The sequence below is a fragment of the Anaerococcus rubeinfantis genome, assembly GCF_001487145.1.
Lineage (GTDB): Bacteria > Bacillota > Clostridia > Tissierellales > Peptoniphilaceae > Anaerococcus > Anaerococcus rubeinfantis.
Map to the genome: position 1 here is coordinate 133,452 of NZ_LN913016.1, position 17,783 is coordinate 151,234.

The following is a 17,783-nucleotide window of genomic DNA, read 5'->3' on the forward strand; positions in this document are numbered from 1 at the left end:
AGGAGATAAAATGAGCTTTATCTATAAAATAGATACAAAAGAATATCCAATGGTCCCGGTCAGGGGCTTGTGGGCTTTTCCTGATACAGTTGTCCATTTTGATTGCCAAAGAGCAGTTTCAAAAAAAGCTGTAGAAGATGCTTTATTAAATGAATCTGAAATTTTTTTGGTAAATCAAAAAGACATACTTGAAGATAATCCAAAAAAAGAAGATATTTATGATTTTGGAACAGTTGCAAGTATAAAGCAAACTTTTAATTTGCAAAACGGCGAACTTAGGGTTTTGATTGAAGCAAAATCTGTTGGTGAAGTTTTGGATGTAAAAATTGAAGATGGATTTTTTAAGGCGAATATTAAAGAATATATTTTTGATGAAGAAAATTTTGAAAGTAATGAAAATATAGAAGCCTTGAAAAAAATGCTAATTGAAGATTTTAGATCTTATGTTTCAATTGATAATTCTATACCACCAGAAATTGCCTTTTCTTTGGTAGAAATTGAAAATATTGATAAACTTGCAAATCTTATAACCTATTATCTACCTTTAAGTCCAAAGGAAAATTATTCCATATTAAAAGAGCTTGATATTGAAGAAAAATTAATAAATCTTCACAAGTTAATTCAAAAAGAAATTGAGTTAAAAGATTTATCTAAAAAAATTGACGCCAAGGTTCAAGAAAATATTAACAAGGGACAAAAAGAATATTATCTTAGGGAAAAGCTTGATGCTGTAAAAAATGAATTAAATGATCTTACAGGAAAAGATTTAAACGAGGCAGATGCATTTAGAAAAAAAATCAAAAAATTAAAAATTAATAAGGAAGACAAGGAAACTCTTCTTAAAAGTGTCGATAGACTTGAAATGATTCCTGAAATGAGTCCTGATTATGGAGTTATAACTTCCTATCTAGATTTTGTTTTATCCCTTCCTTGGTCCAAAAAATCAAAGGATAATTTGGATATAATTCATGCCAAAAAAGTTTTGGACGAAGACCATTATGGACTTATGGAAGTCAAGGAAAGAATTTTAGAATCAATTGCTGTAAGAAAGAAAAAAGGAGATAACCAAGCTGCTGTAATTTGCCTTGCTGGACCTCCTGGAGTTGGAAAAACTTCTATTGCAAAATCAATTGCGCGTGCTTTAAATCGTAAATTTATTTCTATGCGTCTTGGTGGGGTAACTGACGAATCAGAGATAAGAGGTCACAGAAGAACCTATGTTGGAGCTATGGCTGGAAGAGTTTTATCAAATATATCAAGAATAAAAGTAAAAAATCCAGTATTTTTGCTAGATGAAATTGATAAATTGGGGTCAGATTTTAGGGGAGATCCTTCATCAGCCTTGCTTGAAGTTTTAGATCCGGAACAAAATGATAAATTTATTGACCGTTATCTTGATATAGGATTTGATTTATCAGAAGTATTTTTTATAACAACAGCAAACGACATTTCAAATATTCCTCCAGCTCTTTTTGATAGACTTGAAATTATAGAAATTTCTGGCTACACCCAAAGGGAAAAGGAAGAAATTGCAAAAAGATATTTGATAAAAAAAGAAATGGAAAATAACGGTCTTGAAAAAGATGATTTAAATATTTCAGATAAGGTTATAGAAAAAATTATAAAATCCTACACAAGGGAAGCAGGAGTAAGGTCACTTGAAAGAAATATTGCAAAAATTTGCAGACGCGCTGTAAAGGAAATTCTTGAAGGAAAAGATAAGGTCAATGTTTCTATGAGAAATTATGAGAAATATCTTGGCAAGGAAAGATTTTTTGAAGACCAAAGACTTAAAGAAGATAAGGTTGGAATTGCAAATGGACTTGCTTGGACCCAAGTTGGTGGAACAATTTTAACAATCGAAGTTAACGTAATGGATGGAAAAGGGGTAAATTTATTTACAGGAAGTTTGGGAGATGTTATGAAAGAATCAGCTCAAGCTGCAATTTCATATTTGAGAAAAAATTCCAAAGATTTAGGAATCGATCCAGATTTTTATAAAAATAAAGATATCCACGTCCACGTTCCAGAAGGGGCAACTCCAAAAGACGGCCCATCTGCAGGAATCACCATGACAACTGCCATTGCCTCAGCTCTTACAGGAAAAAAAGTTAGGTCTGACCTTGCAATGACTGGAGAAGTTACAATTACTGGAGAAGTTTTGCCAATTGGAGGGCTTAAAGAAAAAGCTCTCGCAGCTTATGCTTATGATATTAAAAATGTAATTATTCCAAAAGAAAATGAAAAAGATATTGAAGATATTGACAAGGAAGTTAGAGAAAAATTAAACTTCATAAAAGTGTCACAAGTCGGAGAAGTTTTAAAGGAAGCTTTGCTATGAAAATAAAATCAGTAAACTTAGATCAAGTTGCAGGATTTCCATCCCAATTTCCAAATGATAATTTTGAAGAAATTGCCTTTGCAGGAAGATCTAATGTTGGAAAATCTTCATTTATAAATTCATTTTTGGATAAAAAAAATCTTGCCAAAACTTCATCAAAACCGGGCAAGACCAAAACCATAAATTTTTATAAAATAAACGATAAATTTAGGCTAGTCGATCTTCCAGGCTACGGCTATGCCAAAGTTTCAAAAAAAGAAAAAGAAAAATGGAATAATTTAATCCACCAATATTTGTACCAAAGGGAAAATTTAAAAGAAGTTTTTCTTTTGGTAGATATAAGACATGCTCCAACCAAACAAGATAAAGAAATGTATGATTGGATAATAGATTCTGGATTTACAGGATTTGTTATAGCAACAAAATACGATAAAATTCCTAAAACACATTTAAAAAAACACATAAATGAAATTAAAAAAACATTAAATATTGATGATGAGGGTTTGATATTTGCCTACTCATCAACCACATCTCACAATAAAAATGTTTTGCTTGAACAGGTAGAAGTAATAATAAATTCATAAAATAAAAAAGATTTCACAATATTTTGTGAGATCTTTTTTTGTTGGAAAAATTATTTTGTTTATAAATTTATTGTATTTATAAAGCGAGAAATTTTTATTCTGGTAGAATGTAAATATATATTCATTATTAATTATAAAAAAATGGAAAGGAGAAAAAATGAATAAGACTGAAAAAAAATCAAATTTAGGATTTTTGGCATTTTTGCCCCTTATTGTTTTTTTGGCAATTTACATAGGCTCTGGGATTTATTTTTCAAATATCAAGGCAGATGATCCTTTTAAACAAGTGCCTCGTCATGTAGCCTTATTAATAGGTGCCTTGGTGGCTTTTCTTATGCAAAGAAAAATTCCGATTTCAAAAAAATTGGATGTATTTACTGAAAATATGGGAAATTCTGGAGTTATGACCATTGTTTTAATTTATTTACTTGCAGGAGGTTTCCAAGAAGTTGCTTCAGCTATGGGAGCAAAGGATTCTATAGTAAATTTATGCTTAAATCATATTCCACAAAATTTATTAATTCCTGGGGTATTTTTAATGGGAGCAATTATTTCAACAGCAATTGGATCATCAATGGGAACAATAGCAGCTCTCGCCCCTGTTGCAGTTAGTGTTGCAAATGGAGCAAATTTAAATATGCCAATTACTTGTGCTGCCATAATTGGTGGAGCATATTTTGGGGACAATCTTTCAATGATTTCAGATACAACCATATCAGCAACCCAAGGTGTTGGCGCTGAAATGAAGGATAAATTTAAAATGAATTTTTTAATTTCAGTTCCTGCAGCCATAGCTGCCTTCGCTTTGTATGCAATTTTTGGTGGCAGTGGTGAAATTAATGAGTTGGGATCTTATAATATTATTCAAATAATTCCATATATTTCTGTAATAATTTTTGCTCTTATGGGTATAAATGTTGTACTTGTTTTATTTATTGGTATAGGGCTTGCAGGATTAATTGGTCTTTTAGAAGGAAATCTTACTATACTTACTTTTTTACAAGCAATTGGAAATGGAATGGAAGGAATGCTTTCAATTTCTATTGTTGCAATCTTAGTTTCTGGGATAATTGGTCTTGTAAGATTTTACGGTGGTATAGATTGGTTAGTTTATACAATAAGCAAAAAAATTAAAAGCAGAAAAACTGCAGAATATGGGATTGCATTTATGACTGGAATTATTTCAGCTGCCTTAATAAATAATACAATAGGAATAATAATTTCAGCTCCAATGGCAAAAGAAATTGGAGAAAAATATAATATAGCTCCAAAAAGACTTGCCTCTTTGCTTGATATATTTGCTTGTGCCTTTTTGGCTTTAATGCCACACGATGGGGGAATGTTGATTGTAACAAGCCTTGCAAATGTATCGCCAATTGAAGTTTTAAAATATTCATATTATATTTTTGCTTTAATAATAGCAGGAGTTATTACAATTCAATTTGGACTTTTAAGGACAAAAGAAGAAAAAGAAACAAAATAAAATATCTAAAATAAGTTAGAGCTTTAGCTTAAAATTTATTTGAAATAAATTAAATAGGCTAAAAAAATTTTAAATAATTAGATTTATTTTAATTTAAAAATTTAGAAAAAAATCGCCAATTAATCTGTTTATTAGCAGATTAATTGGCGATTTTTGTAGAAAATATATTTATATTAATCAATAAAATCTATTTCTTTTCCGTCCATGTGGGAAATTCTTGCTAGGGAATATACATCAAGGCCCATATCATCTAGAAGTTTTCTTCCGTCTTGGTAGGATTTTTCTATAACTATTCCAACTCCAGCGACATTTGCTCCTGCTTGCTTACAAATTGCAACCATAGCTTTGGCAGCTTGACCGTTTGCTAAAAAGTCATCTATTAATAAGATATTATCATCTTCGTGTAAGAAATCCTTGCTTACTATTAGTCTTTTCATTTCTTCTTTTGTATAAGAATAGCAAGTTGATGAATATGTATTGTCATCAGTTGTTAGAGATTTTTGTTTTCTTGCAAAAACTACATCACAATCAAGGACTAGACCTGTTATAACTGCTGGGGCAATTCCTGATGATTCTACTGTCAAAATTTTATTAACATTTTTATCTTTAAAATGTTCGGCAAATTCTTCACCCATTTCCTTTATCAATTTTGGTTTTATTTGATGATTTAGAAATGAATCAACCTTTAAAATATCTTTGCCAAGAACTGTTCCGTGGCTTAATATTACTTCCTCTAATTTCTTCATTATAAATACTTACCTCCGTACCCTTTTTACTATTATAATGCAAAGTTTAATCAAAAGTCAAAATTCACTTTTAATAAAGACCCTAAGGGGTAATATATATTATATGAATAGGGATAAAATAATCAATGATTTTATCAGAACTTTTTACTCGATTTTTCCAAATTATTTAAGTTTTTTATAAAATGAATAATATAATAATAAATATGGGTATAGGATTAAAGTAGCTTCTAGTGGTTTGTATAAAAAATTTAGAAAGAATAGTTAGATTTTTAGCATGCACTCAATAAGAGATTTTGGTGGAGTAAATAATCATATAGAAGCTATAAGAATAGTTGAAGATTTTTACAATAAAAAATAAAGGAGATATTATGGCAGTTTTAGAATTAACAGTAGTACCAATTGGAACAAAAGAAACTTCTGTTTCAAAATATGTAGCAGGTTGCGAAAAAGTTTTAAAAGAATACGAAGATTTGGAAGTAAGATTAAATCCAATGGGAACAGTTATCCATGGAGATATAGACAGAGCCTTTGAAGCAATCAGAGCTTGCCAAGAATCAGTTTTCAAAAATGGAGCTGATAGAGTTTATTCAGTAATAAAAATAGACGACAGACGCGACAAAGAAGCAAGCCTTGACCAAAAAATAAAATCAGTTGAAGATAAGATGTAAAAATTAAATAAAAAATTTAAAATAGGCAAATAAAAATTCCCCAAAAACTGGGGAATTTTTTTAATTATTTATGAAAATAATGGAAGCATATATCTTAGTAAAAATACTAGAGCAAGTACATAGACAAGTGGTGAAACTTCTTTGCCTTTTCCTGTTAATAATTTTACGCTTGCATATGAAATCATTCCAAAAGCAATTCCTTCTGCTATTGAATAAGCAAATGGCATCATTATTATTGTCATAAAGGCTGGGAATGATTCTGTGAAATCTCCAAAATTTATATCAACGATTGAATCTATCATAAATAATCCTACCATAACTAGGGCAGCTGCTGTAGCTTGGGCTGGAATTATTGTAATTAATGGATAGAAAAATATTGATAGGAAGAAACAAAATCCTGTTGAAAGAGCAGTTAGTCCTGTTCTTCCTCCTTCTGCAACTCCCGTTGCGCTTTCTACAAAAGTTGTTACAGTTGATGTTCCCAAAATTGATCCTAGGGTTGTTCCGATACTATCAGCCAAAAGAGCACGACCAGCATTTGGCAATTCTCCATTTTCATTTAACATTCCTGCCTTTGTAGCAACTCCTGTTAAAGTTCCTACTGTGTCAAATAAATCTACAAATAAAAATGCAAAGACAACAGAAAACATTTCAAGTGAAAATACTGATGATAAATCAAGTTTTAAAAATATTGGGCTAAGTGATGGAGGAAGTTGTATAAGTCCTCCTTCTGGAATCTTGCTTACTCCTGTAAAAAGAGCAATAATTGTAGAAATTACAATTCCTATTAACAAGGCTCCCTTTGTTTTTCTTGCAGTTAAAACTGCCATAATTAAAAGTCCAATAAAAAATATAAAACTTTCCTTGCTAACTAAATTTCCAAGGCCAAGACCTATATCATTTTTTACAATTACTGTGGAATTTAGTAAACCTATTAGAGCAATAAATAATCCTATCCCTACAGAAACTGCAGTTTTTAAACTTCTTGGAATGGCATTAAAAATTGCTTCACGAACATTGAAAAATGTTAATAAAATAAAAATAATTCCTTCAATAAAAACAGCTGCTAGTGCAAATTCCCAACTTTTTCCCATAGTCATTACAACCGTATAGGTGAAAAATGCGTTTAGTCCCATTCCTGGAGCAAGTGCAAATGGAAGATTGGCATAAAAAGCCATAATTATAATTGCAATAATTGATGAAATTATTGTTGCAGTAAAAACTGCTCCCTTATCCATTCCGGCATCTCCCAAAATTTGTGGATTTACTGCCAAAATATAAGACATTGTCATAAAGGTTGTTATTCCTGCCATAATTTCAGTTTTTACATCAGTTTTGTGTTCTTTTAATCTGAAAATTTTATTGGCAAGTGATTTGTTCGAATTTTTTTCCATAATTCCTCCTTTTTTTTTCGACCATATTATACCTTAATTACTTTATTTAATCACTTTATTTTTTTATAAATATCTCATATAATGTATTTAAGGAGGAAGTTTTGACGACGAAAAATATTATTGAGTTAATTGTAATGATTTTTGGAATTTTATTTTCAGCATTTTTTTCATCTTCTGAAACTGCCATTACTTCTATAAATAAATTTAAATTAAGGCAACTTGAAGAAAAGGGTGTAAAAAATGCAGCATTACTTAGAAAACTCGTTGATGATAGCCAAAATACCATTACAACAATTCTTGTTGGAAATAATATAGTAAATATTCTTACAACAACTATAGCAACACTTTTTTTTACAGATATTTTTGGAGGAGCAGGAGCAGCTATTTCCACAATTGTTGTAACAATTACTGTATTAATTTTTGGTGAGATAACTCCAAAACTTGCAGCCCAAATAAATAGCGAGAAAATGGGTCTTAAATTTTCTAGGGCGATTTTTATTATTTCTATAATTTTAAAACCTACGGTAATTTTACTTGGAATTTTTACTAAATATCTTACTAAAAAAATGTCTGATGGGGCAGAAAATTCTGATAAGGTAACTGAAGAAGATTTAAAAACCATAGTTGATGTTGGTGAAGAGCAAGGTGTTATTAATAATGAAGAAAGTGAAATTATAAATAATGTTTTTGATTTTGGAGGATCTTTTGCATCGGATATTATGACTCCAAGAACAAATATGGAGGCAATAGCAATAGATTCTACAAAAGAGGAATTGGATAAATTTTTAATTGAGTGCAAACATTCAAGAATTCCAGTTTATGGGGAAAGCATAGACAATATTGTTGGCGTTTTGCACATGAAAGATATAGTAACCTTTGTTGCTGAAGGACGTGATCCGATTTTAAAAGATATGGTAAGGCAAACTTATTATGCCTACGAAAATATGAATATAATTGATCTTTTTAAATCGATGAAAAAAATGAATGTTTCGCTTGCCATTGTTGTTGATGAATACGGCGGAACGGAAGGACTTGTTTCAATTGAAGATATAATTGAGGAGCTTGTTGGAGATATTTATGATGAATATGATCCTGATGATGAAAAAGTCTACAAGGTTTCTGAAAATGAATTTATAGTTGATGCAAGTATGCATATAAATGATTTTAATGATTATTTTGACAGAAATTTAAAAGAAGTTAAAAACGATTCGGTTGGAGGTTTGGTTATAGATTATCTTAACCGTCTGCCAATAACTGGAGATGTTGTAAAGATTGATGATGTTACTTTAATTTGTGAAAAAGTTGAACGTTACAAGATAAATTTACTTAGAGTAAAATTTAACAGTGAAAATTAGAGGTATTATGAAACAAACAGTTTATATTACAGGTCACAAAAATCCAGATACTGATTCTATTTGCTCAGCCCTTGCCTATGCAAATTTAAAAAATAGGCTCGGTGATACAGAAGCAATTCCAATTAGGCTTGGTCACGTTAACCAAGAAACTCAATTTGTTCTCGATTATTTTGGAGTAAAGCCTCCTCTTCACAAGGACTCAATGAAACTTCAAATAAAAGATATTGACTATGACAATTCCTACAATGTTGACGAATCCCTACCAATTAGAAATGCTTGGTCAATAATTCAAGAAAATAAATTGAATTCTCTTTTTGTAGTTGATGAAAATGAAAAATTAATAGGAGTAGCTTCTCTTTCAAATTTGACCCATTCTTATATGGAAGTTTGGGATGATAGGATTATTGGAAGAACCCACACTCCACTTGAAAATATAGTAGATATTTTGTCAGCAAAAATAGTTGTAAATCCAAAAAATCCGAGAGCTTTTAAAGGGAAAATGATGGTTTATGCCATGAATGAAAAAGACTCACCTCAAAATTCCTTGGTTGGTGATGGAGATTTGGTTATTACTGGAAATAGGCTTGAAGCTCAAGAATATCTTATAAATAAAAATATTTCCCTAATAATTTTGACTAATGGGTCAGAGATGAAAGAAGATTTGATAAAAGAAGCCGAAAAAAATAATATTACAATTATTTCGACAGAATATGATACTTTTATGACGGCAAGACTTTTGCCAATGGCAGTTCCCATTGCAAATGTAATGAGTACTGAAAATTTAGTTTATTTTTCTCCAGAAGATACGGTTGATACAGTTCGTGAGGTAATGGGAAAAACTAGGTTTAGATCTTATCCAATTGTTGATGCAAGGGGAAGGGTTCTTGGGGCAATTTCAAGATACCATTTGATTTCTGATGAGAAGAAAAAATTAATTTTGGTTGACCACAACGAAAGAAACCAATCAGTGGATGATATTGATTATGCAGAAATTATTGAAATAATTGACCACCACAGAGTTGCAAATGTCGTTACAAACCAACCCCTATTTTTTAGGGCAGAACCTGTGGGATCAACTTCAACTATTATAGCAAAAATGTTTTTTGAATCAGGGATAAGACCAACAAAAGAAATTGCAGGCATACTTTCAGCTGCCATAATTTCCGACACCCTTTTATTTAGGTCTCCTACAACGACAGAAACTGATAAAAGAGTTTTAAATAGGCTTACAAAAATTGCAGACATAAATCCAGAAGAATTTGCCATGAAGATGTTTAAGGCTGGAACAAGTTTGAAAAACAAATCTCCAGAAGATTTGATTGATGGAGATGTAAAGGCCTTTACAATCGGAGATGATAAAATTAGGGTTGGACAAGTTATGACCATGAATCCAGAAGAACTTGATCCAATAAAAGATAAGCTTACAAATTTAATGGAAGAAAGAATTCATGCCAAGGGAGAAAATACCTTTGTTCTTGTTCTTACAGATATTTTTAATAAAAAATCTGAACTTTTGGTTGTGGGAAATTATCTAAGTGATATAGAAAATGTTTTTGGAAATAAGGTAAAAAATGGAACAATTTCAGCTCCGGGAGTTTTATCAAGAAAAAAACAAGTCATACCAAAATTAACTGAAGCTATTATGAATTCACACAATAATTAGCTTTACTGAAAAACTTATCTATGCTATAATATAAAAAAATTTAAAACAGGAGAAAATAATGAAAAACTTAAATTTTGCACAAAATAGCTTTTACTTTTTTAACTTTACTTTTGACAAAAGTAAGGCTATTTATCATGTGCAAAATTTTTAAACACTTTAAGTTTTTTTGAATTTTAGCTTCTTGGTAATAGCCAGGAAGCTTTTTTATTATTTAGAAAAGAAAAATTAGGAGGAAAATATGATTATTAAACTAAAAAATAATGCAAATGAAAAAGAAGTTCAAGATCTTATAAAAGAAATTGAAGATATGGGCCTTAAAGTAAGTAAGGCAGTTGGTTTTAAAACGACTATTTTGGGACTTTTGGGAGATACATCCAAGGTTTCAAAAGATGATATGAAATCAAAAAATGTTGTTGATGATGTAATAAGAATCCAAGAACCTTACAAAAAAGCAAACAGAAAATTTCATCCAGAAGATACAATAATTACTCTTGAAAATGGAACAAAAATTGGGGGAGGATCTTTTGTTTTTATGGCAGGACCATGTTCAGTCGAAAGTGAAGAACAAATTTTATCAATTGCCCAAAAAATAAAAAAATCTGGAGCAACAATTTTAAGAGGAGGAGCTTTTAAACCAAGAACAAGCCCATATTCTTTCCAAGGTTATGGAAAAAAAGCCATTGATTATCTTGTAAAGGCTAAAGAGGAAACTGGTCTTGCCCTTGTTTCAGAAATTATGGAAATAAATCAATTAAAATATTTTGACGACGTTGATATTTTACAAGTCGGAGCAAGAAATATGCAAAATTTTGATTTGTTGAAGGCGCTTGGTGAAACTGATAAGCCAATTTTATTAAAAAGAGGCTTGGCTGCAACTTATGAAGAATTATTGATGGCAGCAGAATATATTATGAGTAGGGGAAATACAAAGGTAATTCTTTGCGAAAGGGGAATTAGAACTTTTGAAACTGCAACAAGAAATACTTTGGACGTTACAGCTATTCCATTTTTACACGAAAAAACTCACCTTCCTGTAATAATTGACCCATCTCACGCAGCTGGTATTGCAAGATATGTAAAAGATTTGTCCCTTTCTGCGGCAGCTGTTGGGGCAGATGGACTTATGATTGAAGTTCACGAAAATCCTGCCAAGGCATTTTCAGACGGGGCCCAATGTGTTCTTCCAGATGATTTTGATAAAATTTTAAAGGCAAGCAAAAAAATCCATGATTTAAGAAAGGAAATCTAAAATGAGCCAAAGCTTTGGAAAAAATTTAAAAGTTACTATATTTGGATCAAGCCACCAGGAATATATGGGAGTGGTGATGGATAATGTAAAAATTGGTTTTGAAATTGATATGGAAAAACTTGATGAGTTTATGCAAAGAAGGGCTCCAGGAAAATCAAAATTTACTACAAAAAGAAAAGAAGCTGATCAAGCGATTTTTATTTCTGGAGTAAGTGAAAATAAAATAATTTCAAAAACAATAACTGCCCTAATAAAAAACAAGGATTACAAATCCAAAGATTACGATAATTTAAATGATATTCCAAGGCCATCTCATGCAGACTACACTAGTTTTATAAAATACGGTAGCGAAATGGATATGAATGGTTCTGGTCCATTTTCTGGAAGATTGACTGCGCCATTTTGCCTTGCAGGAGGGATTGCCAAGCAAATTTTGGAAGATGATGGGATAAAAATTTCATCTAGGATTAAAAATATTGGCGGAATTGAAGATAAAAAACTTGATTTGGCAAATCCTCCCATGGATGATTTAGAAAAAATTTCTCAAAAAGAAATTCCTCTTTTGGATGAAAAAAAAGAAGAAGAGATAAGAAAGCTTTTGGAAGAGGTGAAAAAAGAAGGAGATTCTCTTGGTGGAATTTGCCAAGTTTTTGGAGAAAATATTCCACAAGGATTGGGAGAGCCGATTTTCGATTCTTTTGAGGCAAATATTTCCCATCTTTCTTTTGGAATTCCAGGACTTAGGGCGATTTCTTTTGGCGAGGGACTTTCTTCAATAAATTTGAGAGGATCAGATCACAACGACCAATTTGAAATTAAAGATGGGAAAGTTAGAACTATTACCAATAATGCCGGTGGAGTTGTCGGAGGAATTACAAATGGCATGCCTGTTGTTTTTGACTTAATTTTTAAGCCGACCCCATCAATTTCCCTTTCTCAAAAATCATTTTCTATAAAAGAGAAAAAAGAGAAAATTTTACAAATAAAAGGCCGTCATGATCCTTGTTTTTGCCTAAGAACTCTCCCAATTGGAGAATCAATCCTCGCTTTAACAGTATTGGACTTTTTAAATGAATGAAAATATGAAAAAAATTATTAAAGATTTAGAAAAAGAAAATTTTAGCAGAGAAGATTTGGAAAAAATTGATAAAATTTTAAAAGAAAAATACAAAAATTATTTGATGGAACTTGATGATGGTGATTTTTCAAAAAATATTCAAGAAAAAATTATAAATGAAAATTTTCCAAAAGGAGGAAAGATAGGACTTGGAGGAGCCAAGGGATCTTACGCTGATCAAGTTGGAAATATTATTTTTCCTAAAGGCGAGAGGAAATATTTTAAAAGATTTGACCAAATTTTAGATGCAATAGATGAGAATGAATGTGATTTTGGGATTTTGCCTTTGGAAAATTCTTCATTTGGTTCTGTAAAGGAAGTTTATAATTTGATGCTTGAAAGAAATTTTTATATTGTTGGAAGTTATAAGCTTGATATTAACCATTATCTTCTTGGAAATTTGGATGCAAATTTATCCGATATTAAAAAAGTTTACTCTCATCCCCAAGCTTTGGGTCAGTGTGGAAAATATATTGAAAGAAATGGATTTGTTTCAAAAGAATATTATAATACGGCTTTATCTGCAAAATATATTAAAGAAAATAAGGATAAGAGTCTTGGGGCAATTGGGTCAAAATTTGCAGGGGAAATTTATAAGCTAAAAATTTTAGATGAAAATATACAAAATGAGTCAAATAATTATACGAGATTTATAATTGTAGCCAAGGACTTAAAAATTTATAAAGATGCTGATAAAATTTCTGTAAGATTAAAGGCACTGGATAAGCCAGGATCTCTTATAAATATTGTAGAAAAATTTAAAATTTTGGGTGTAAATATGACCAAACTTGAATCATCCCCAATACCAGGATCTGATTTTGAATTTGTTTTTTATTTTGATTTCCAAGGATCTTTAAATGAAAAAAGAATTAGAATTCTTTTGGATTTTTTAAAGGAAAATGCAAGAGATTTTGCTTTTATGGGAGCATACATTGACTTTAATAAGATGTTTTAAAAAATTAATAATAGGCTGATTTTATTTAAAAAACGTGATACGAACCATTTGCTTTTTTTGAAGTAAATGGTTTTTTCTTTGGGATTTTTAAAAATTAATTTAATTGTATATTTTTTCTAATAAAAAAATTATAAATTATTATTTTATTTTTCAAAAATTAGTTTATAATATTAAGAATGAGCTTATATTAAATAGAAAGAGGGTTTGTCCTATGGATAAAATTATAAAATTAAATTCTAAGCTTAGCGATTTTTTGTGGGGATATCCTATGATAGTCGTTTTGCTTTTTGGAGGTCTTGTTTTAATTTATAGGTCCGATTTTTGGGTTTTTAAGAATTTTTCCTATATTTTTAAAAATACTTTTGGAAGACTTGTTAAGGATTCAAAATCGGATAAAAATTCAATTTCTCCTTTTGAGGCTGTTTCGACTGCTCTTGCTGGAACTATTGGGGCTGGAAATATTGTTGGAGTTGCAACTGCAATTGGCTTTGGTGGGCCTGGTGCAATTTTTTGGATGTGGCTTGCAAGTTTTATTTGCATGACTACAAAAATGGTTGAGGTTAGTATGGCCGTTGCAAGCAGAGTTTCGGATGATGATGGAAAATATATCGGTGGACCCATGTATTATATTGAAAAGGGTGCAGGGTCAAAAATTTTGGCGAAAATTTTTTCGTTTTTTGCCTTCATAGCAATTATTGGAACAGGAGCTTTGGTTCAATCAAATTCGATTTCTGAATCTTTAAATGCTATGACTGGTTTAAATCTTCATCTTGGTGGAATTTTGATTGTAATTTTCATGCTTTTGGTTATTGTTGGTGGAATAAAAAGAATTGGTGCTTTTGCAGCAAAAATTGTTCCTATTATGTCAGTTTTTTATATAGTTGGTTGCCTTTTAATTCTTATTTTTCAAATTGAAAATTTGATTCCTGCTTTAAAAGAAATTATTATTTGTGCTTTTAACCCAAAATCTTTTGCAAGTGGAACGGCAGGTTCTGGAATTTTAATTTCAATTAGATGGGGGCTTGCAAGGGGGATTTTTTCAAATGAAGCAGGTCTTGGAACGGCTCCCATGGCCCATGCAACAAGTCACACTGACCATCCTATAAGACAAGGAATGTGGGGAGCGATTGAAGTTTTTATTTCTTCTATGATTATTTGTACCATGACTGCCCTTGTAATTATTACAAGTGGAGTTTATAAAACTGAAAAACTTGAAGGAGCAGCTTTAACGGCAGCATCTTTTTCAAAATCATTTTTTTTGGGAAAATATGTGGTCTCTCTTGCCCTTGTTTTATTTGCCTTTACAACGGCGGTTTCTTGGTGCTATTATGGGCAAAGATGTGTAAAATATTTGACAGGATCAAGTAAGCTTTCAAATATTTTCAAATATATTTATATTATTTTTTGCTATGTAGGATCAATTGGAGGCTTAAAATTTGCTTGGTCATTTGCAGATACAGCCAATGCCTTTATGGTTATTCCAAATATCCTTGCTCTTATAATGATGAGTAAAACCTTTAAGAAAATTTTGGATGATTTTGATAAGTACAAAAATTCGGAAAAAAGAGGAAATTATTCTTGGACCTATGATAATAAATGGGGAAAATATTTTGAAAAATAATTTTATACAAAAAAAGACTTTTGCAAGAAAATATGCAAAAGTCTTTTTTTTTATTTATTAAATTTTTCAAGCAAGAAATCAGGATCAATTCCGTGGACCATACAAGCTTCATCTAAAGTTTCATATAAAGATGAAGGACAAGCAATACAACCCATTCCGATTGAAAGGAAAGTATTGATTGATTCTGGTTTTGCTTGAATTATATCACCGATTAACATATCATGTGTTATTTCTACTTTTTCTTTTTTTCTATCTTCTAAAGCCATAAAAACCCTCCTTTATGTCTAAAAATTATTTTACTATAAGTAGGATAAAAATCAAAGTAAAACACTAGGAATTGGGGTACAATTATTTTGGTGATAAAATGAATGAAAAAAATTATGAAAAAATTTTAAATTTAAGAAAAGAATTAGAAGAGCTAGATAAAAGTTTGGAAAAAATCAAAAATAAAAATTCTTTTTTTAAATTTTTCACAAGATCTCTTTTAATATCTTTTATATTTTTATTAATTGGATCTATAATGAAAATTCAAAATTCTACAAAAATTTTACTATTTGTTCTTGTTTTTATTCTTGCAAATTTAATTCAAATAATTTTAATTTCAAAAAATCAAAAGAAAGAAATAGAAAAAATAAAAAAAAAACAAATTAAAATCCAAGCCCAAATTTTTGCCCTTGTAAAAGAGGAAGAAAATTGAAAAAAACTGAATATTAAGTATAGTATTAGCAGTCGAAGACTTAAAGTGCTAAGGAGGATTTATGAAAAAAGAATTTAAAGCAGAAGCCAAAAAAGTTATGGATTTGATGATAAATTCAATCTATACAAACAAGGATATTTTTCTTAGGGAATTAATATCAAACGGCTCAGATGCTATTGATAAATTATATTATAAAGATTTAAAATCAGATAAAAATGTGGACAAAAACGATTATTATATCCAAATAATTCCAAACAAGGAAGAGAGATCTTTAACCATAAGGGATACCGGAATTGGAATGGATGAAAAAGATTTGGAAGAAAATCTTGGAACAATTGCAAAATCCGGTACAGAAATTTTCAAAAAAGAAATTGAAAATGAAGATTTAAATAATCTAATCGGACAATTTGGAGTTGGGTTTTATTCAGCCTTTATGGTAAGCGAAAAGATTATTGTAAATACAAAAAAAGATGACCAAGCTTATAAATGGGTAAGTGAAAACGCCGAAAGCTATGAAATTGAAAAATCCGACAAAAAAGAAAATGGAACAGATATTACCTTATTTTTAAAAGAAAATACAGAAGATGAAAACTTTGATATTTATCTTGACCAATATAAAATCAAAGAACTTGTAAGAAAATATTCAAATTACATCAGATATCCAATAAAAATGGAAGTAACAAAGTCAAGAAAAACAGAAGATTCTACAGATGAAGATCCAAAATATGAAGACTATAAGGAAGTAGAAGTTTTAAATTCTGAAGTTCCAATTTGGAAAAAATCTAAAAAAGATTTAAGCGATGAAGATTATATAAATTTCTACAAGGACCAAGGATTTGGTTTTGACGATCCCTTATCATGGATTCATTTAAACATCGAGGGAACTGTTGAATTTAAGGCAATAATTTATATTCCAAGAAAAGCGCCTTTTGATTTTTATTCAAAAGATTACCAAAAGGGCTTACAACTTTATTCATCAGGAGTAAAAATAAAGGACAGACACGAAGACTTACTTGAAGATGAATTTTCTTTTGCCAAGGGAGTTGTTGAAAGTGATGATATTTCCCTAAATATTTCAAGAGAAACCCTCCAAGAAACAAGAGAACTAAGATTTATTGCAAAACAAATAAACAACAAAATAAGATCTCACTTAATGGATTTGATGAAAAACGATAGGGAAAAATACCAAATATTTTTCAAGGAATTTGGAAATAATTTGAAAGTTTCTATTTATGAATCTTTTGGAGCAAAAAAAGATAGGCTAGAAGATTTATTATTGTTTAATTCCTATAGGAAAGATAAGATGATTTCATTGAATGAGTACAAAGAGGCTATGAAATCAACAGATGAAAATATTCTTTATACAGTTGGAGAAAATTTAGAAAAAATCAAAAATTCCCCAGCCTTAAAATCAGTAGACGAGGACAAGGATGTTCTTTTACTTGATGAAAAATTAGATGAATTTTTGATAAAGATGCTAAATTCTTACAAGGAAATTCCATTTAAATCAATAAATCAAGTTGATGAAGATGAAGAAGAAAGTGAAGAGAACAAAGACTTGGTTGAAAAAATCAAGGAAATTTTACCAGAAGAAGTAGTAGATGTAAAAATTTCAGATGCTTTATCAGAAGATGTAATTTCAATGATAAAACAAAGGGGAGATGTTTCAATCGAGATGGAAAAAACTTTAAAATCTCAAGTAAACGCTCCAGATATAAAGGCGCAAAAAGTTTTGGAAATAAATAAAAATTCCAAGGCCTATGAATTATTAGAAAAAGATTTGAAAGAAAATTCTGATGAATTTAAAATGATAGTAAATATCTTATTTGACCAAGCAAAACTCATAGAGGGTCTAGAAATAGAAAATCCACTTGAGTATGCAAAAAATATATGGAAATTAATTTAGGAGA

15 protein-coding genes are annotated in these 17,783 nt (G+C 30.1%); 12 read left to right on the top strand and 3 right to left on the bottom strand.

Annotated elements, in window-relative coordinates:
• Positions 1-10 precede the first annotated feature (10 nt).
• The 3 genes from lon (at position 11) to BN3265_RS01555 (ending at position 4,408) form a co-directional block, all read left to right on the top strand.
• The gene (lon, locus tag BN3265_RS01545; protein WP_058989816.1) at positions 11-2,341 is read left to right on the top strand and encodes an endopeptidase La; all 2,331 of its coding nucleotides are present in this window, start codon (positions 11-13) and stop codon (positions 2,339-2,341) included.
• Positions 2,338-2,925 carry a ribosome biogenesis GTP-binding protein YihA/YsxC gene (yihA, locus tag BN3265_RS01550; RefSeq protein WP_058989817.1) on the top strand — a complete coding sequence of 196 codons (588 nt, stop codon included), beginning with the start codon at positions 2,338-2,340 and terminating at the stop codon, positions 2,923-2,925. Before lon ends, yihA begins: the two co-directional genes overlap by 4 nt.
• A gap of 157 nt (positions 2,926-3,082) precedes the next feature.
• The gene (locus tag BN3265_RS01555; protein WP_058989818.1) at positions 3,083-4,408 is read left to right on the top strand and encodes a Na+/H+ antiporter NhaC family protein; all 1,326 of its coding nucleotides are present in this window, start codon (positions 3,083-3,085) and stop codon (positions 4,406-4,408) included.
• Between the two features lie 173 nt (positions 4,409-4,581).
• Here BN3265_RS01555 and BN3265_RS01560 read toward each other — a convergent pair whose 3' ends face one another.
• Positions 4,582-5,154, bottom strand: coding sequence for a xanthine phosphoribosyltransferase (locus BN3265_RS01560; RefSeq protein ID WP_058989819.1), 573 nt, complete (start codon positions 5,152-5,154; stop codon positions 4,582-4,584).
• Between the two features lie 368 nt (positions 5,155-5,522).
• On the opposite strand from BN3265_RS01560, the gene BN3265_RS01565 reads away from it, so the two are divergent.
• Positions 5,523-5,822 (top strand): MTH1187 family thiamine-binding protein, encoded by a 300-nt coding sequence (locus BN3265_RS01565; protein WP_058989820.1) that lies wholly within the window; start codon positions 5,523-5,525, stop codon positions 5,820-5,822.
• 68 nt (positions 5,823-5,890) lie between these two features.
• Here the strand turns inward: BN3265_RS01565 and BN3265_RS01570 are convergent, their stop codons facing one another.
• Entirely contained in the window at positions 5,891-7,216 is a 1,326-nt protein-coding gene (locus BN3265_RS01570) for an NCS2 family permease (RefSeq protein ID WP_058989821.1), read from the bottom strand.
• Between the two features lie 101 nt (positions 7,217-7,317).
• On the opposite strand from BN3265_RS01570, the gene BN3265_RS01575 reads away from it, so the two are divergent.
• The 6 genes from BN3265_RS01575 to BN3265_RS01600 all read left to right on the top strand — a co-directional run bounded on the left by BN3265_RS01575 (position 7,318) and on the right by BN3265_RS01600 (position 15,176).
• Complete coding sequence (locus tag BN3265_RS01575; protein WP_058989822.1) at positions 7,318-8,571, top strand: hemolysin family protein; 1,254 nt, start codon at positions 7,318-7,320, stop codon at positions 8,569-8,571.
• Between the two features lie 7 nt (positions 8,572-8,578).
• The gene (locus tag BN3265_RS01580; protein WP_058989823.1) at positions 8,579-10,234 is read left to right on the top strand and encodes a putative manganese-dependent inorganic diphosphatase; all 1,656 of its coding nucleotides are present in this window, start codon (positions 8,579-8,581) and stop codon (positions 10,232-10,234) included.
• Between the two features lie 238 nt (positions 10,235-10,472).
• The gene (gene aroF, locus BN3265_RS01585; protein ID WP_058989824.1) at positions 10,473-11,483 is read left to right on the top strand and encodes a 3-deoxy-7-phosphoheptulonate synthase; all 1,011 of its coding nucleotides are present in this window, start codon (positions 10,473-10,475) and stop codon (positions 11,481-11,483) included.
• 1 nt (position 11,484) lies between these two features.
• Positions 11,485-12,561: a chorismate synthase gene (gene aroC / locus BN3265_RS01590; RefSeq protein WP_058989825.1), complete on the top strand. Its 1,077-nt coding sequence runs from the start codon at positions 11,485-11,487 to the stop codon at positions 12,559-12,561.
• Between the two features lie 4 nt (positions 12,562-12,565).
• Positions 12,566-13,555 carry a prephenate dehydratase gene (locus BN3265_RS01595; protein ID WP_245191074.1) on the top strand — a complete coding sequence of 330 codons (990 nt, stop codon included), beginning with the start codon at positions 12,566-12,568 and terminating at the stop codon, positions 13,553-13,555.
• Positions 13,556-13,766: 211 nt separating this feature from the next.
• A complete protein-coding gene (locus BN3265_RS01600; protein WP_058989827.1) occupies positions 13,767-15,176 on the top strand; it encodes an alanine/glycine:cation symporter family protein in 1,410 nt (469 codons plus the stop codon).
• 50 nt (positions 15,177-15,226) lie between these two features.
• Here BN3265_RS01600 and BN3265_RS01605 read toward each other — a convergent pair whose 3' ends face one another.
• Positions 15,227-15,442, bottom strand: coding sequence for a DUF1858 domain-containing protein (locus tag BN3265_RS01605; RefSeq protein WP_058989828.1), 216 nt, complete (start codon positions 15,440-15,442; stop codon positions 15,227-15,229).
• 98 nt (positions 15,443-15,540) lie between these two features.
• Here BN3265_RS01605 and BN3265_RS01610 point away from each other — a divergent pair, with 98 nt between their 5' ends.
• Together BN3265_RS01610 and htpG are read left to right on the top strand one after the other, a co-directional pair.
• Complete coding sequence (locus BN3265_RS01610) at positions 15,541-15,873, top strand: hypothetical protein (protein ID WP_058989829.1); 333 nt, start codon at positions 15,541-15,543, stop codon at positions 15,871-15,873.
• A 61-nt stretch (positions 15,874-15,934) separates the two neighbouring features.
• A complete protein-coding gene (htpG, locus tag BN3265_RS01615) occupies positions 15,935-17,779 on the top strand; it encodes a molecular chaperone HtpG (RefSeq protein WP_058989830.1) in 1,845 nt (614 codons plus the stop codon).
• Positions 17,780-17,783 lie beyond the last annotated feature (4 nt).

Coding starts and splice junctions, on each gene's coding strand:
- lon (WP_058989816.1), top strand. CDS start 11: ATGAGCTTTATCTATAAAATAGATACAAAAGAATATCCAATGGTCCCG.
- BN3265_RS01605 (WP_058989828.1), bottom strand. CDS start 15,442: ATGGCTTTAGAAGATAGAAAAAAAGAAAAAGTAGAAATAACACATGAT.
- aroC (WP_058989825.1), top strand. CDS start 11,485: ATGAGCCAAAGCTTTGGAAAAAATTTAAAAGTTACTATATTTGGATCA.
- htpG (WP_058989830.1), top strand. CDS start 15,935: ATGAAAAAAGAATTTAAAGCAGAAGCCAAAAAAGTTATGGATTTGATG.
- yihA (WP_058989817.1), top strand. CDS start 2,338: ATGAAAATAAAATCAGTAAACTTAGATCAAGTTGCAGGATTTCCATCC.
- BN3265_RS01610 (WP_058989829.1), top strand. CDS start 15,541: ATGAATGAAAAAAATTATGAAAAAATTTTAAATTTAAGAAAAGAATTA.
- BN3265_RS01570 (WP_058989821.1), bottom strand. CDS start 7,216: ATGGAAAAAAATTCGAACAAATCACTTGCCAATAAAATTTTCAGATTA.
- BN3265_RS01565 (WP_058989820.1), top strand. CDS start 5,523: ATGGCAGTTTTAGAATTAACAGTAGTACCAATTGGAACAAAAGAAACT.
- BN3265_RS01580 (WP_058989823.1), top strand. CDS start 8,579: ATGAAACAAACAGTTTATATTACAGGTCACAAAAATCCAGATACTGAT.
- BN3265_RS01555 (WP_058989818.1), top strand. CDS start 3,083: ATGAATAAGACTGAAAAAAAATCAAATTTAGGATTTTTGGCATTTTTG.
- BN3265_RS01595 (WP_245191074.1), top strand. CDS start 12,566: ATGAAAAAAATTATTAAAGATTTAGAAAAAGAAAATTTTAGCAGAGAA.
- BN3265_RS01560 (WP_058989819.1), bottom strand. CDS start 5,154: ATGAAGAAATTAGAGGAAGTAATATTAAGCCACGGAACAGTTCTTGGC.
- aroF (WP_058989824.1), top strand. CDS start 10,473: ATGATTATTAAACTAAAAAATAATGCAAATGAAAAAGAAGTTCAAGAT.
- BN3265_RS01600 (WP_058989827.1), top strand. CDS start 13,767: ATGGATAAAATTATAAAATTAAATTCTAAGCTTAGCGATTTTTTGTGG.